General features: G+C 69.8%; 12 protein-coding genes and 1 pseudogene. 11 read left to right on the top strand and 2 right to left on the bottom strand.

Going from position 1 to position 15,232, the window contains the following annotated elements; translation table 11 throughout:
* Positions 1-116 precede the first annotated feature (116 nt).
* The 8 genes from NX1_RS22075 to NX1_RS22040 all read left to right on the top strand — a co-directional run bounded on the left by NX1_RS22075 (position 117) and on the right by NX1_RS22040 (position 8,852).
* The gene (locus NX1_RS22075) at positions 117-878 is read left to right on the top strand and encodes a class III extradiol ring-cleavage dioxygenase family protein (RefSeq protein WP_068062765.1); all 762 of its coding nucleotides are present in this window, start codon (positions 117-119) and stop codon (positions 876-878) included.
* Entirely contained in the window at positions 875-1,849 is a 975-nt protein-coding gene (gene miaA, locus NX1_RS22070; protein WP_084501657.1) for a tRNA (adenosine(37)-N6)-dimethylallyltransferase MiaA, read from the top strand. Before NX1_RS22075 ends, miaA begins: the two co-directional genes overlap by 4 nt.
* On the top strand, positions 1,846-2,682 hold the full coding sequence (locus tag NX1_RS22065; protein WP_068062762.1) for a TrmH family RNA methyltransferase: 837 nt from the start codon (positions 1,846-1,848) through the stop codon (positions 2,680-2,682). The genes miaA and NX1_RS22065 overlap by 4 nt, the downstream gene beginning before the upstream one ends.
* Positions 2,683-2,713: 31 nt before the next feature.
* The gene (gene dapF / locus NX1_RS22060; protein ID WP_068062942.1) at positions 2,714-3,595 is read left to right on the top strand and encodes a diaminopimelate epimerase; all 882 of its coding nucleotides are present in this window, start codon (positions 2,714-2,716) and stop codon (positions 3,593-3,595) included.
* 168 nt (positions 3,596-3,763) lie between these two features.
* The gene (gene hflX / locus NX1_RS22055; RefSeq protein ID WP_068062941.1) at positions 3,764-5,200 is read left to right on the top strand and encodes a GTPase HflX; all 1,437 of its coding nucleotides are present in this window, start codon (positions 3,764-3,766) and stop codon (positions 5,198-5,200) included.
* Positions 5,201-5,533: 333 nt separating this feature from the next.
* On the top strand, positions 5,534-6,394 hold the full coding sequence (locus NX1_RS22050) for a lysophospholipid acyltransferase family protein (protein ID WP_084501656.1): 861 nt from the start codon (positions 5,534-5,536) through the stop codon (positions 6,392-6,394).
* A 57-nt stretch (positions 6,395-6,451) separates the two neighbouring features.
* Positions 6,452-7,501, top strand: a complete 1,050-nt coding sequence (locus NX1_RS22045; RefSeq protein ID WP_068062759.1) for an alpha/beta hydrolase — start codon at positions 6,452-6,454, stop codon at positions 7,499-7,501.
* Between the two features lie 205 nt (positions 7,502-7,706).
* Positions 7,707-8,852: an acyl-CoA dehydrogenase family protein gene (locus NX1_RS22040; protein WP_068062757.1), complete on the top strand. Its 1,146-nt coding sequence runs from the start codon at positions 7,707-7,709 to the stop codon at positions 8,850-8,852.
* Between the two features lie 334 nt (positions 8,853-9,186).
* On the opposite strand, the gene NX1_RS22035 is transcribed toward NX1_RS22040, so the two are convergent.
* Both NX1_RS22035 and NX1_RS22030 read right to left on the bottom strand, forming a co-directional pair.
* Positions 9,187-9,831, bottom strand: a complete 645-nt coding sequence (locus NX1_RS22035; protein WP_245668624.1) for a histone deacetylase — start codon at positions 9,829-9,831, stop codon at positions 9,187-9,189.
* A 56-nt stretch (positions 9,832-9,887) separates the two neighbouring features.
* Positions 9,888-10,961 (bottom strand): YeiH family protein, encoded by a 1,074-nt coding sequence (locus tag NX1_RS22030; RefSeq protein ID WP_068062750.1) that lies wholly within the window; start codon positions 10,959-10,961, stop codon positions 9,888-9,890.
* A gap of 120 nt (positions 10,962-11,081) precedes the next feature.
* On the opposite strand from NX1_RS22030, the gene NX1_RS22025 reads away from it, so the two are divergent.
* The 3 genes and pseudogenes from NX1_RS22025 to NX1_RS22015 all read left to right on the top strand — a co-directional run.
* Positions 11,082-11,999 (top strand): LysR substrate-binding domain-containing protein, encoded by a 918-nt coding sequence (locus NX1_RS22025; RefSeq protein WP_068062747.1) that lies wholly within the window; start codon positions 11,082-11,084, stop codon positions 11,997-11,999.
* 134 nt (positions 12,000-12,133) lie between these two features.
* Positions 12,134-12,919: a GntR family transcriptional regulator gene (locus NX1_RS22020; protein ID WP_068062744.1), complete on the top strand. Its 786-nt coding sequence runs from the start codon at positions 12,134-12,136 to the stop codon at positions 12,917-12,919.
* An 11-nt stretch (positions 12,920-12,930) separates the two neighbouring features.
* Positions 12,931-15,232 (top strand): annotated as a pseudogene (locus tag NX1_RS22015) (fumarate reductase/succinate dehydrogenase flavoprotein subunit); the annotation flags it as partial.

Genomic DNA, 15,232 nt, shown 5'->3' with positions numbered 1-15,232 from the left:
CCTCGACACTATCAATCTCGGGGCGAATTGACGCTACAGACACTCGAAGCCGACCGGCGGGCGTCTGGGTACCGCCGTGCGCCGGGCCCGCGGGCCGAACAGATACGGTTTAGCGCGTGTTCAGTATTGCGGCCCTGGTCCCGTCGCCGCCGATCCTGGTGCCCGAACTAGGCGGTCGCGCCGCGGTCGGAGCGGGGACGGATCCGGCCGACCCGCCCGCCGTGCTACGCGCGGCCGCGCTGGACGCGGTCGAGAAGCTGGCGGCGGTGACCCGGCGGTGGACGGTGGTCGGCATCGGGACCGTCGATGGTGTGCTCGGCCCGGAATCGGCGGGAACTTTCCGCGGTTTCGGTGCTGACGTGCGCGTCGCGCTCGCCGGCGCGCCCGGGTTTGCTCCGGATCCGCGGCTTCCGCTGCCCGCCCTGATCGCCGGATGGTTGCGGGGACGCGTCGCGCCGGACGCGCGCGCCACCGCGCGCTTGATCGCCGAAGATGCCGCCCCGGCGCGGTGCATGGAGCTCGGCGCGACGCTGCGCGCCGAGCTCGACGCCGACGACGAGCCGTGCGGTGTACTCGTCGTCGCCGACGGCGCCGCGACCTTGACCGTCAAATCGCCCGGCTATCTCGACGAGCGCGCCGCGCCGCTGCAAGCCGAGCTCGACCGCGCGCTGAGCGCGGGCGACCGGTCGGCCCTGCGCGCGCTCGATCCCGCGCTCTGCGCCGAACTGGCCGTGTCGGGGCGGGCCGCCTATCAAGTGCTCGGCGGTCTGTTCGCCGCGGATCCGTCGGATCCAACCGTCGAAACCCAGTACCGTGACGCGCCTTTCGGAGTCGGCTATCACGTGAGCGTCTGGCGGCCGGAAAGGGAGGCGCGATGACAGTGCCGATCGCGGTGGTCGGCCCCACCGCCACCGGCAAGTCCGATCTCGGACTGGATCTCGCCGCCCGCCTCGGCGGGGAGATCGTGAACATCGATGCCATGCAGCTCTACCGCGGCATGGACATCGGCACCGCCAAGCTGCCCGTCGCGCAACGGCGCGGCATCCCGCACCACCAGCTCGACGTGCTCGCGGTGACCGAGACCGCGAGCGTGGCCACCTACCAGCGGGCGGCCGCCGCCGACGTCGAGGACATCATGGCGCGCGGCCGTACGCCGATCATCGTGGGCGGCTCGATGATGTACGTGCAGGCGCTGCTGGACGAATGGGAGTTTCCGGCCACCGATCCGGCCGTGCGCGCCCGCTGGGAGCAAGTCCTGGCCGAGCAGGGCGTGGCCGCCGTGCACGCGGCACTGCGCGCGGCGGATCCGGTCGCGGCCGCGACCATCCTGCCCACCGACGGCCGCCGCATGGTGCGGGCGCTGGAGGTCGTCGAGCTCACCGGGCAGCCGTTCGCGGCCTCGGCGCCCACCATCGGCGCGCCGCGCTGGAACACCGTTATCCTCGGCGTCGACCGCGACACCGCCGAACTGGACGCGCGCATCGAGCGACGCACCGCGCTGATGTTCCAGACCGGGCTGGTCGACGAGGTGCGCGGACTGATCGACCAGGGCCTGCGCGAGGGCGTCACGGCGCGACGGGCCATCGGCTACGCGCAAGTCCTCGCCTACCTGGACAACGAATACGACCTGAACCACGCCGAGGAACGCACGTTCATCGGCACCCGCCGCTACGTGCGCAGGCAGCGCTCCTGGTTCCGCCGCGATCCCCGGGTGCGCTGGGTGGACGGCGCGGATCCCGACCTGCTCGGCGCTGCGCTGCGTGCGATCGAAACGCCGCATGCGATCGAAACGAGGCCTGCGATCGAAACGCCGGGCGCTATCGACAGCACAGAACGGACCCCTCAGTGACCAGACGTGTCAGCACCCGCAACGCTTCCGTGCAGGTGTGGCAGGCATACCTGAACAATCGCGCCAAGCGCCACCGCGACAGCCGGTTCCTGGTGCAGGGCGTGCGCCCGATCACCCAGGCGCTCGCCAACGGGTGGCCGCTCGAGACGCTGCTCTATCGGCTCGGTGCGCCCGACCTGTCCGGCTGGGCCAGGGAGGTGCTCGACACCACCGACGTGCCGCAGGTCGGCCTGGTGCCGGAGCTGATGGCGGAGCTGGGCGAAAAGGCGAGCGCGGTACCGGAATTGGTGGCCGTCGCGATCTCGCGTCAGGCCGAGCTGGAGACCTTCGAGCCCGGCGAACCCGGCGAGGACCCGCCGGTCGTCGTGGTGTTCGACCGGCCCAACTCGCCCGGCAATCTCGGCACCCTGATCCGGTCGGCGGACGCCTTCGGCGCGTGCGCGGTCATCGTCACCGGCCACGGCGCCGACCAGTACGACCCGCAATCGGTGCGTGCCTCCACCGGCTCGCTGTTCGCGGTCCCCGTCTACCGCGCCGCCGGGCCCGCCCAGGTGCTGGAATTTCGCGAGCGCCAGGTCGCTCGCGGAATTCCGACCCGGATCGTCGGCACCGACGAGCACGGCTCGCACGCGGTGTTCGACCACGATTTCACCGAGGCCACCGTCCTCGTCATCGGGAACGAGACCAGCGGGATGAGCGCCGCCTGGCAGGATGCGTGCGACGACCTGGTGTCCATCCCGATGGGCGGCACCGCGAGTTCGCTCGGCGCGCCCTCGGCCGCCGCGGTGGCGCTGTACGAAATTTCCCGGCAGCGCCGGACGTTTGTCAGATGACGACCATGAGGAGAGCACACGCGTGACGGACATCGAATTCACGAAGGGGCACGGCACCCAGAACGACTTCGTGGTGCTGCCCGACGAGGATGTCCGGCTCGAGCTGACTCCGGACCGCGTCGCCGCGCTCTGCGACCGGCAGCGCGGTCTCGGCGCCGACGGCGTGCTGCGGGTCGCGCGGGCCGGTGCGCTGCGGGATGCCGGCGTGCTCGCCGACCTGCCAGAGGGCGTCGGGGCGGACGACTGGTTCATGGACTACCGCAACGCCGACGGCTCGCTGGCCGAGATGTGCGGCAACGGCGTGCGGGTCTTCGCGCACTACCTGGCCGCGACCGGTCGCGAGCCGCGCGCGGAGTACGTGGTTGGCAGCAGGGCGGGCGCCCGGCCGGTCGTCGTGCACGCGGGCGGCCAGGTGGAGGGCGAGGTGACCGTCACGATGGGCCAGGTGAAGGAGCTCGGGGAATCGACCGCGACCATCGCGGGTTGGCCTTATCCGGGAATCGGCATCGATGTCGGCAATCCGCATCTGGCCTGCGTGGACTCCGGGCTGTCGGCCGAGGCGCTCGGCAAGCTCGACTTGACCGTCTCGCCCGGATACGACCCCGACCTCTTCCCGCACGGGGTGAACGTCGAGATCCTGACCCCGCTGGACGGGGACCGCGCGGTCGACATGCGCGTCTACGAACGCGGTGTCGGCGAAACCCGTTCGTGCGGAACAGGAACCGTTGCGGCGGCCGCGGCGGCGCTGGCCGCCGACGGCTTCCGCATCGCGCAGGATTCCGGTCGAGTGACGGTCCGGGTGCCCGGAGGGGCGGTCACGGTGCGCCTCGAGGGCGGGTCGGCCTGGCTGCGCGGGCCTTCGGTGCTGGTCGCCACCGGCACGCTCGCCGAACAGTGGTGGAACGGGCGCTGAGCGCGCCCGGCGAATAACGGAATGCGCCCGGTGGTCGCACCGTGGCAGCATGGATGGTGTATGAGGAATTCAGAGACGTATGACATCAATTCGGCCGACGACGCCTTCGTCGACTCGGCCGGTGACACCGAGCGCTCCGGTGACGTGGTGGCCGAACGTGCCGCCCGGATGAAGCGCAACGGCTGGACGATGGAGCCGACGGTCGGTGAACTGCAACTGGACGAACGCAGCTCGCTACGCCGCGTCGCCGGTCTGTCCACCGAACTCACCGACATCACCGAGGTCGAGTACCGGCAGCTGCGCCTGGAACGGGTCGTGCTGGTCGGCGTGTGGACCTCGGGCTCGGTGGCACAGGCCGAGGCGAGCATGGCCGAGCTGGCCGCGCTCGCCGAGACCGCCGGTTCGGAGGTGCTCGAGGCGCTGATCCAGCGTCGCGACCGTCCCGACCCGGCCACCTACATCGGGTCCGGCAAGGCCGACGAGCTCCGCTCGGTGGTGCTCGAGACCGGCGCCGACACCGTCATCTGCGACGGTGAACTGACCCCGGCCCAGCTGACCGCGCTGGAGAAGGTGGTCAAGGTGAAGGTGATCGACCGGACCGCCCTGATTCTGGACATCTTCGCCCAGCACGCCACCTCCAGCGAGGGCAAGGCGCAGGTCGCCCTGGCTCAGATGGAGTACATGCTGCCCAGGCTGCGCGGCTGGGGTGAGTCGATGTCCCGGCAGGCCGGTGGTCGTGCGGGCAGCAACGGCGGCGTCGGTCTGCGCGGTCCCGGTGAGACCAAGATCGAGACCGACCGCCGCCGCATTCGCGAGCGGATGGCCAAGCTGCGGCGCGAGATCCGCGAGATGAAGACCGCGCGGGAGACCAAGCGGGCGCGGCGGGCGTCCTCGGGCATCCCGCAGGTCGCCATCGTCGGCTACACCAACGCGGGCAAGTCCAGCCTGATGAACGCGCTCACCGGCGCGGGCATCCTGGTTCAGGACGCGCTGTTCGCCACCCTGGATCCGACCACCCGGCGCGCCGACCTGGACGACGGCCGCGAGGTCGTGTTCACCGACACCGTCGGGTTCGTGCGGCACCTGCCGACCCAGTTGGTCGAGGCGTTCCGCTCGACCCTGGAGGAGGTCACCGGCGCCGATCTGCTGCTGCACGTGGTGGACGGCGCCGACCCGATGCCCGCGGAGCAGATCAAGGCCGTGCGCGAGGTGATCACCGACGTGATCAAGGAGCAGGGTGCGGCCGCTCCACCGGAACTGCTGGTGCTGAACAAGATCGATGCCGTCGATCCGATGGAGCTGACCAGGCTGCGCGCTCTGCTGCCGGACGCCGAGTTCGTCTCGGCGCAGAGCGGCGAGGGCATCGAAGGCCTGCTCGACCGGCTGGCCGAGGTGCTCGGCGGGCTGGACGTCGAGGTCGGCGTGCTGCTGCCGTACACCCGCGGCGATCTGCTGGCGCGCATCCACGCCGACGGCCGGATCCTGTCCTCCACCCACGAGGAGTCGGGAACACGGGTCAGGGCGCGAGTGCCGCACTCGTTGGCCGCGGCGCTTTCGGAATACGCCCACGCGGGCGGCGACGGCGCGGCGCCCGCCGAAGGGTAGCGGTCCGCCGAGGACGGAAACAGAACCGACCGTCACGTTCGGTATCTCACGGATGCCGGACGTGACGTGTCGGTTCCCTTGTGTCGCGGTGGTTCGACCCGGCCTTGGATCGCATTCGGCCGCATGGGAATTCGAGGTCGAATCGCTCGCGGATCGCCGGTCCCGCGAATGCCTGTGTTGTGACCGGCCACACAAAAAAGCCACCTCTGTTGCAACGTGTTCCAAAGGCTTCGGGTAGGGTGGGCCGCGAAGCCGTATTCGATTGCGGCGCAGGGGACGTGAAATTCCGTACGACGATGTGCTGGGATCCGACATGCGATGGGGTAGCCACCAATGCCTGAATCCTCGCCTACCGCAGCGGTGCTGACCGATGGGGCGCCGCTCGAGGTGCGTCTCGACGAGACCGACATCCGGCTGATCGAAGCGCTGCTCGCGCCGCTGCGAGCTTGGACGAGTCCGCGCTTCTACGGCCTGGACAACATTCCCGCCGACGGCCCGGTGCTGCTGGTCGGCAACCACAACCTGATGGGCGGCATCGACGCACCGCTGCTCATGCCCGAAGTGCTGCGCCGCCGCGGCAGGCTGATCCGCGGCCTCGCCGAGAACGTGCTGATCGCCGTGCCAGGCTTGCGGCACTTCATGCACTACTACGGCGCGGTCCGTGGCAACCGGCACAACTGCATGGCGCTGCTCGCGCGGGGCGAGGCGGTCATCGTCTTCCCGGGCGGCGGGCGCGAAGCGGTGCGCCGCAAGAACGAGAAGTACCTGCTCAAGTGGGAGGGCCGCAGCGGGTTCGCGCGAATGGCGATCGAGGCGGGCGTGCCGATCGTGCCGGTCGCGATGATCGGCGTCGACGACGCCTACGACATCGTCTTCGACGGCGACCATCCGGTGATGCGCCCGCTGCGCTGGACGGTCGAGGCGCTCGGTCTCAAGCGCGAGCTCACCCCGCCGTTGCTGCGAGGTCTCGGCCCGACCCCGATCCCGCGCCCCGAACGGTTCTACTTCTCCGCGGGCGCGTCGATCGATCCGGCGCCGTGGCGCGACGCCGAGGATCTCGACGCCGCTGCCACCGACCTGCGCGATGTGGTGCGCAAGGCGCTCGAGGAGGAGCTGAAATTCCTGTTCGCCGAGCGCGAGCGTGATTCGGGCCGCACCCTGGTCGGCCGGGTGCGCGGATTGCTCCCTTTCTGAAAGAACACTGAGAAAACGCTCGGCAATCTCTCAGGTACGGATGCGTACCGTGGGGAGATGCGTAGGAGAAGACTCAGATCGGCCGTCACGGCAGGCGCGGCCGCGTTCGTGTGCGGTGTCACCGCGACGGTTGCCGGAAACGCCGCCGCGGCGACGAACGATTCGCCGGCCGCGTCCGGAATGCCGCTGCGGACCAACGGTTCCCACATCACCGACAGCGCGGTGCTCGACCAGCGCAACCTGCGGCTTCGGGTGTACTCGGCCGCCATGGGCCGGACGATCGAGATCGACGTTCAGCGCCCGGCCGACAACTCGGCGCCGCGCCCGACGCTGTACCTGCTCGCGGGCGCGGGCGGCGGTCAGGACACGGCGACCTGGCAGCAGCGGACCACAGCGTTGCAATTCCTCGCCGACAAGAATGTCAACGTGGTCCAACCGGTCGGCGGTGCGTGGACCTATTACACCGATTGGCGCGCCAATGATCCCGTGCTCGGGGTCAACCAGTGGCAAACGTTCCTGACCGAAGAGTTGCCGCCGCTGATCGATCGCGCGCTCGGCACGAATGGTACGAACGCCATCGCGGGACTGTCCATGTCGGGCACCTCGGTGCTGCAGCTGCCGATCGCCGCGCCGGGGCGCTACCGCGCGGTCGCGGCCTACAGCGGGTGCGCCCAGATCAGCGATCCGGTCGGCTACAACTTCGTCAGAACGGTCGTGACCACCGGCGGCGGCAACACGGCGAACATGTACGGCCCGCAAGGTGATCCGATGTGGGCGGCCAACGATCCCTACCTGAACGCCGAGGGGCTGCGCGGGCTCGAGCTGTTCCTCTCGACGGGCACCGGCATACCTGGCCAGTGGGACACCCTCGACGGTCCGTACACCTTGCCCGGTGTGGGCGGATGGGCCAATCAGCTCGCCGTCGGAGGCGCGCTGGAGGCGGCCTCGAACTACTGCACGCGCAACATGCAGGAGCGCTTGAACGAACTCGGCATTCCAGCGACCTTCGATTTCCAGCCGGTCGGCACGCACTCGTGGGGCTATTGGGAGGACGCGCTGGTCGCGTCCTGGCCGGTGCTGGCCAAGGGACTCGGCCTTCCCGCCTGATGGCTTTGTAATAGCTGAAAGCTATCGAATGCAGTCCGTTCAGGTTTGTCGGGAATCGGCGGAAAAGTGCGCACCGATGCGCGACCCGTACCAGGTGAAACCGCGAATTTCGGACGTGAAGTGAACTGTCATTCGTGTTCCGGGTACCGTATGCGGTAACGACGGGTCGGTGTGGACCGCCCGGTGTGGTCACTAGGAGGTTGGTGTGGAGCGCACACTGTTCGAGCCCGAACACGATCTGTTCCGGGAGTCGTTCCGCAAGTTTCTCGATCAGCACGTCGCGCCGAACCACGCGAAGTGGGAAGAGCAGGGCATCGTCGATCGCGCGGTCTGGCTCGAGGCGGGCAAGCAGGGCTTCCTCGGCATGGCCGTCCCGGAGGAGTTCGGCGGCGGTGGGGTGCGCGACTTCCGCTACAACGCGATCGTCACCGAGGAGTGCGTGAAGGGGCAGTACTCCGGCCTCGGCTTCTCGCTGCACAACGACGTCGTCGCGCCGTACCTGCTGGAGCTGGCCAACGACGAGCAGAAGCAGCGGTGGCTGCCCAAGTTCTGTTCCGGCGAGATCATCACCGCCATCGCGATGACCGAGCCGGGCACCGGCTCCGACCTGCAGGGCATCAAGACCCGCGCGGTACGCGACGGCGACGACTGGATCCTCAACGGCGCCAAGACCTTCATCACCAACGGCATCAACGCCGACATCGTCATCGTGGTCGCCCAGACCGATCCGGAGAAGGGCGCCATGGGCTTCAGCCTGCTGGTGGTGGAGCGCGGCATGGCGGGCTTCGAGCGCGGCCGCAACCTGGACAAGCTCGGCCTCAAGGCCCAGGACACCGCCGAGCTCAGCTTCACCGACGTGCGTGTACCCGGCAAGAACCTGCTCGGCACCGAGGGCATGGGCTTCATCCACCTGATGCACAACCTGCCCCAGGAGCGGCTGTCCATCGCCGTCATGGCCGCCGCCGCCATGGAGGGCTCGCTGGAGATGACCTGCCAGTACGTACGCGACCGCAAGGCGTTCGGCAAGCCGATCGGCGCCCTGCAGAACACCCGCTTCGTGCTCGCCGAACTGGCCACCAAGACCACCGCCGTGCGGATCATGGTCGACCGCTTCATCGAGGACCTCAACGCGGGCAAGCTCTCCGCCGAGGACGCCGCCATGGCCAAGTGGTGGAGCACCGAGGAGCAGCTCGACCTCGTCAACCGCTGCCTCCAGCTGCACGGCGGCTACGGCTACATGAAGGAATACCCGATCGCCAAGGCCTACATGGACGCCCGCATCCAGACCATCTACGGCGGCACCACCGAAATCATGAAGGAGATCATCGGCCGCTCGCTGAACCTGGCCTGATCCCTGCCTTTTCGCCTCCGGCCGCACGGAACATCGTGCGGCCGGACGCGTTTCCGGTGCCGGCGTGTTCGGCGAAAGCCGAGTCCCGCTCAGTGGACCGGTTCGAGTGAACACGCTCGCCCGGGCGACGCCTTCGATAGCTTGGTGCGATTTCCGCTGGAGTGAAGGTGCGCACGCGCCGCACCGGCCCTGGTGTTGCGGCGCGACATTTCGGCGCTACCTGCTCATGTCCGCGGCGAACAAAGCCGAGCTCGAGGCGGGATTCGCCCGGTACGGCTGTGGGCACCTGCTGTAGCGCGCCACCTGGTCGGGGCACCGGCGGTGGCGAGAGGCGCTATTCGGCGGGCAGGGGCGGGGGATCGGTGGTGCGGAGGAGGTTGGCGACGGCGGTGGGTGTCCAGTGCAGGTCGGCGCCGGGGCGGGTGGCGAGATAGGCGGCGGTGCGGGGGAGCGGCCAGCCGTGTGATTCGGTGATGCCCGCGGCCAAGTGGCGCAGGTAGGCGGGGGCCGGTGGGTTGCCAGGGACGTCGGTGTGGCGCCAAGGGGCGGTGCAGGTGAGGATCGGGTGGCCATCGAGAGTGCCTGCGCGGACGATGGTTTCGTAGCGGCCGGGGCCGAGGGCGGTGCGGCCGTCGGCGAGCACCTCGGTCAGGTCGAGATCCTCGCCCGGCGGGCGGTACATCTCCTGGGCGACGATGTCGGAGAACTGCGCGGCCGTCAGTAGATAGGCGCGGGCTGCGGTCTCACCCGCGGCATCCGGTGCGTAGAAGGCCCGGCCGCCGGTCCAGGTGAGTGATTCGGTGGCGAAGTAGAGCAGGCCGGGCAGCACGATCGGACGGGACTCCTGCGGGCCGGAACGGTCGCGGCAGCCGGGCAGTTCGATCGCGCCGCCTTCGGGCCTGCCGCCCTCGAGATAGCAGTACAAGCGGCGGTGATGCATATTGGAGCCGTAGGCGGCGTACCACACGAGGCACGTCACCATGCCATTGTCCCTCGCCACGCGGTGGTCTGCCCGACGACCGCGATCGGGTGGCCTCACAGCCATCCGGTGACTTGCTGTAAGGCCAAGCAGGACACCGCCAGCACCAGGCCGATCGCTCCGCCGAAGACCAAGGGGCGCATTCCCGCCGTGCGGATGCGTTGCCACGAAAGCGACGTCCCGATGGCCGCCAGCACCGCCGCGATCAACCACGCGCTCACCGCGCCCAGCGGCTCCGACCAAGATTCGGGCACCAACCCGAACCCGGCGATCACCGAGGCGGCGACGAAGAGCACCACGAAGAGCGGCACCACTCGCCAGGCCGCGCGGCGGGCGTCGGTCTCGTCGACGGCTTGCCCGGCACTGCGTCGCTCACTGTCAGGTCGGCCGGCGTCGTGTTGCCCACCGCCGGGATTCCCAGCGCCGCGCCGCCCGAGATGCAGCCCCACGCACATCGGCACGATCAGCAGACTGCGCACCAATTTCACGATCACCGCGAACTGCGCCGCGGCGGGACCGAAGATCGCGCCCGCCGCCAGCACCGAGGAGGTGTCGTTGATCGCGGTGCCCGCCCACAGCCCGAACGCCTCCTCGGACATGCCGAGCATCCGACCGAGCGGCGGAAAGATCAGCACAGCAAGGACATTGAAGACGAAAATAGTGCCGAGCGCGTAGGCTACCCGCTCCCGGTCCGGCTTCATGACCGCGGTCGCCGCCGCGATCGCCGACGCGCCGCAGATCGTCGTCCCCACCGCGACCAGCGTCGCCGATTCCCGATCCAGCGCCAGCATCCTGCCGACCACGACTGCGGCGACTGCGCCCGCCACGACGGTCCCGATGAGCACCACCGCCGTCTGCCGCCCCACGGTCAGTACCGCGCCGAACGGCAGCCCCAAGCCCAGCAGCACGATGGCGAGCCCGAGCACGCGCTGCCTGGTCACCGCCAGCCCCGGCCCGAACACGCCGTCCTCGTCCACCGACCTCCTGCGCGCGAGCCCGGCCAGCGCCCCGGCGACGAGCGCGAACACCGGCGCTCCGATCATGGGCGCGGCCCGGCCGGCCAGCGTCGCGACGGTGGCGAGCCCGGCGACCAGCGCCAGTCCGGGCAGAAAGCGAGGTAAGCAGCACACGCTTTCACCCTCGCGCCGCGGACGTCACCCAGGTAGAGAGCGCTTTCGAAGGACCTCATAAGATTCCCTTATGTCCGTCCATCACGCTCCGGGCCGCGGCCGGGCCCATAATCGGTGCCCATGACGCTGCCACCGGGAACGCCCGATCTGGATGTTCTCGATCTGCTCGTCTCCGTCGCCGAACTCGGCAGCCTCGGCGCGGCCGCCCGCCGCCACGGCATCAGCCAGCCCGCCGCCAGCATGCGCATCAGCGCGCTGGAACGCAGGCTGCACCTGCGGCTGCTGGACCGCGGGCCGACCGGTTCGGCGCTGACCGCGGCGGGCCGCGCGGTGGTCGACCACGCGCGCCCTGTGCTCGAGGCCGCCCGCTCCTTCGGTGTGGCGGTCGCCGCTCTCCGCGCGGGCAGCGTCCCGCGATTGCGCGTGGCAGCCTCCAAAACCATTGCCGATCATCGGATTCCGCAGTGGTTACAGGAACTGCGCAGTATCCACCCCGAAGTGACGGTCGCACTGGAGGTGGCCAACAGCAGTCAGGTGATGGAGCTGGTGCGTAGCGAGGCCGCCGATATCGGGTTCGTCGAGGGACCGCATCCGCCTGCGGATCTCGGCAGCCGTGTGCTCGGCACGGACGAACTCGTCGTCGTGGTGGCGCCCGCCCATCCGTGGGCGCACCGCCGCGGGCCGTTGTCGCTGCGGGAGCTGGCCGCCACCGCACTGCTGTGGCGGGAGCCGGGATCGGGGACCCGCGACGCGGTCTGGGAGGTGCTCGGCGTCCACGGCGAACCCGTAAGGCCTGCCGCGGAACTGGGCTCGGCGGCCACGATCATCGCCGCCGCCCGCACGGCGGTGGCGCCCGCGGTGGTCAGCAGGCTGATCGCCGCGCCCGAACTCGAGCGCGGGACGCTCGTCCGGGTGCCGCTGACCGATGCCACCGCGCTGACCCGGCAGTTCCGCGCGGTCTGGCGGCCGCGTTTCCCGCCCGCCGGTCCGGCGAAGTTGCTGGCCGAGATCGCCGCGCGCAACGAATCGGACAGCTGAGTCAACTGGTGATACTCGGGAGGGTCCGAGTGTTTTCGCAGGTGAGAGACCTGCGCTGGGATTCGGAACTGGCGTAACCATCCGGTAATCGCCGGAAACGTCGCGCGTAACGATCCGTTCCCAGCATTTGCCGCATGACAGCCAGAACGTATCCCGGCACCGGACGTCGCTCGGCGCCCGCCCGGCGGGTGAGGGACATTCTGCGGGCGCGCATTCGCAGCGGTGTCTACGGCAACCGGCCGTTGCCCTCCGAGAGCCAGCTCGCGGCCGACTTCGACACCAGCCGCAATGTCGTGCGCGACGCGCTGGCCCTGCTGCGCGACGAGGGACTCGTCGACCGGGTCCCCGGCGCGGGCACGTTCGTGGTGGCCGACAAGGCCGTGCAGGGCTTGGACCGCCTGCGCGGCCTGGCCGAGACCTTCGAGACGGGCAGCGATCGCGTGGTCAACACGGTCCTGCTGGCCGAGCTCGTCCCCGCGACCCCGATCGTCGCCGAGCGGCTCGAGCTGGAACCGGGCACACCGGTGGTGGCGCTCGAACGTGTCCGCCATCTGGACGGCGCGCCGCTGTCGTTGGATGCCAGCTACCTGACCGCCGACGTCGGCGCGCCACTGCTGGAGTGCGATCTCACCGGCTGCGACGTCTTCGGCCTGCTGGAGGCGGAACTCGGTCTGCCGCTCGGCTCGGCGGCGGTGTCCATCGAGGCGGTCGCGGCCGACCCGACGGTGGCCGGGCTGCTCGCGGTGCGGCCCGGCTCTCCGCTGCTGTTCCTGGAACGACTCACCTACACCGATTCAGGCCGGCCCATCGACCTCGAGTACGTGCGCTATCGCGGCGACCGGTTCTCGCTGTCCGGCCGGCTGCACCGCATCCCGGTCACACCGAATCGCGGTGCGGCCGAACCGAAGGAAAGGGGCTGATCCGGATGTCGATGGACATTCCACCTGTCGCTGGACGCCGAGAAGTGAGCTGCGACGTGCTCGTCGTCGGCGGGGGTACCGCGGGCACCATGGCCGCGCTGACCGCGGCCAGGCACGGCGCCGACGTGCTGCTGCTGGAGAAGGCGCACGTGCGCCACTCCGGGGCGCTCGCGATGGGCATGGACGGCGTCAACAACGCCGTCGTGCCCGGCAAGGCGAGCCCGGAGGACTACGTCGCCGACATCACCATCGCCAACGACGGCATCGTCAACCAGCGCACCGTCTATCAGACGGCCACCCGCGGCTTCGATATGGTGCAGCGGCTGGAGGGCTACGGCGTCAAGTTCGAGAAGGACGAGCACGGCGAGTACGCGGTGCGCAAGGTGCACCGATCCGGCAGCTATGTGCTGCCGATGCCGGAGGGCCGCGACGTGAAGAAGGTGCTGTATCGCACCCTGCGCGCCCGCGACGTCCGCGCCAAGGTGACCATCAGCAACCGGGTGATGCCGGTGCGGGTGCTGACGGTGGCCGGCCGGGCCGTCGGTGCCGTCGGATTCGACACGCGGACAGGCGAATTCGTCACTATTTCGGCGGGCGCGGTGATCCTCGCCACCGGCGCGTGCGGTCGACTCGGACTGCCCGCCAGCGGCTACCTGTACGGCACCTACGAGAACCCGACCAACGCGGGCGACGGCTACGCGATGGCCTACCACGCGGGCGCGGAACTCTCCGGCATCGAGTGCTTCCAGATCAACCCGCTCATCAAGGATTACAACGGCCCCGCCTGCGCCTATGTCGCCAACCCCTTCGGCGGCTACCAGGTCAACGCCGAGGGCAACCGGTTCGTCGACTGCGACTACTGGTCGGGGCAGATGATGGCCGAGGTCAAGCGAGAACTCGACAGCGCGCGCGGCCCTATCTACCTCAAGCTGAGCCACCTGCCCGACGCCACGATCCGGGAGATCGAGGGCATTCTGCACACCACCGAGCGACCGACCCGCGGCACTTTCCACGCGGGCCGCGGCACCGACTACCGCACCAGCGACATCGAGATGCACATCTCCGAAATCGGTTTGTGCAGTGGGCATTCCGCGTCCGGCGTGTGGGTCGACGAGCACGCGGCCACGACCGTGCCGGGTCTGTACGCGGCGGGGGACATGGCCTTGGTGCCGCACAACTACATGATCGGCGCCTTCGTCTACGGTGACATCGCGGGGGAGAGCGCGAGCGGATACGCCCGTGGCGCGGCGCGGCCCGCGCTGCCGGAGGATCAGATCGAGGCGGCGCACGCGCTGATCTACCGTCCGCTGGGCAATCCGGACGGTCCGCCGCAGCAGCAGGTCGAATACAAACTGCGCCGCTTCGTCAACGACTACCTGCAACCCCCGAAGACGCAGAGCTACCTCACCCTCGGTCTGGCGGCGTTCGAGCGGATGCACGTCGACATCTCCCAGATGAGCGGACACACCCCGCACGAGCTGATGCGGTGCGCCGAGGTGACTTTCATCCGTGACTGCGCGGAGATGGCGGCGCGTGCTTCCTTGCGGCGCACCGAAAGTCGCTGGGGGCTCTACCATCAGCGCTCCGACTGGCCGGCGCGCGACGACGCGGAATGGTTCTGCCACCTCAACCTCTATCGCGGCGAGTCCGGCGACATGCGGTTCCTGACCCGTCCGGTGGCGCCCTACATCGTCGCGGTGCCCGGCTTCACGCGGCCCGACGGCGTTCCCGACGTCGCGGCGCCGGAGCTGGTCGGCGCGTGGAGCGCCCGATGAGTGCCCGGCTGCTCGAACTGATGGACCTCGCCGAAGAGTGCCCGCGGCTGTCGGAGCTGAGGCCGTTCCTGGCCGACGCCGACCCGGAGGTGCGCCGCACCGCGCTCTCGGTGCTCAGCGAGACCACCGAAGAGTGGGCGGAATCCTCGCCCCTGGTCGCGGCGGGCCTGTCCGATCCGGACGTATCCGTGCGCCACGCCGCCATCGGTCTGCTCACGGAGTTGCTCGAAGTCCTGGTCGCGGGAACGGAATTCGACGCGGCCCTGCATGACGCGGTGACGGCGCGGGAACCCGCGGTGCGCGCCGCCGCGATCGAGGCGCTGTGGCGGCACCGGCGCACCGACGCCGCCGCACTGTCCGGCTGGTTCGCCGACGCCAACGCCGAGGTACGCCGCACCGTGGTGGCCGGGTTCACCTCGGTGGACGCGCTCGTCGAACTCGATGCCGCGGCCGCGGACCCGGCGCCGAACGTCCGCATCGCGGTCGCGAAAGGCGTTGCCGCGGTGGGCGACCCGCGCGGCGCGGCGACCCTGATCCG

The organism is Nocardia xishanensis NBRC 101358 (assembly GCF_001613365.1).
Lineage (GTDB): Bacteria > Actinomycetota > Actinomycetes > Mycobacteriales > Mycobacteriaceae > Nocardia > Nocardia xishanensis.
Note: the sequence above shows the minus strand (reverse complement) of the source record. Positions and strands in the feature narration are given on the sequence as shown.

Bases quoted from the DNA above. Each gene is read 5' to 3' on its own strand.
- miaA (WP_084501657.1), top strand. From the start codon at position 875: ATGACAGTGCCGATCGCGGTGGTCGGCCCCACCGCCACCGGCAAGTCC.
- hflX (WP_068062941.1), top strand. From the start codon at position 3,764: ATGAAGCGCAACGGCTGGACGATGGAGCCGACGGTCGGTGAACTGCAA.
- NX1_RS22050 (WP_084501656.1), top strand. From the start codon at position 5,534: ATGCCTGAATCCTCGCCTACCGCAGCGGTGCTGACCGATGGGGCGCCG.
- NX1_RS22045 (WP_068062759.1), top strand. From the start codon at position 6,452: ATGCGTAGGAGAAGACTCAGATCGGCCGTCACGGCAGGCGCGGCCGCG.
- NX1_RS22025 (WP_068062747.1), top strand. From the start codon at position 11,082: ATGACGCTGCCACCGGGAACGCCCGATCTGGATGTTCTCGATCTGCTC.
- NX1_RS22020 (WP_068062744.1), top strand. From the start codon at position 12,134: ATGACAGCCAGAACGTATCCCGGCACCGGACGTCGCTCGGCGCCCGCC.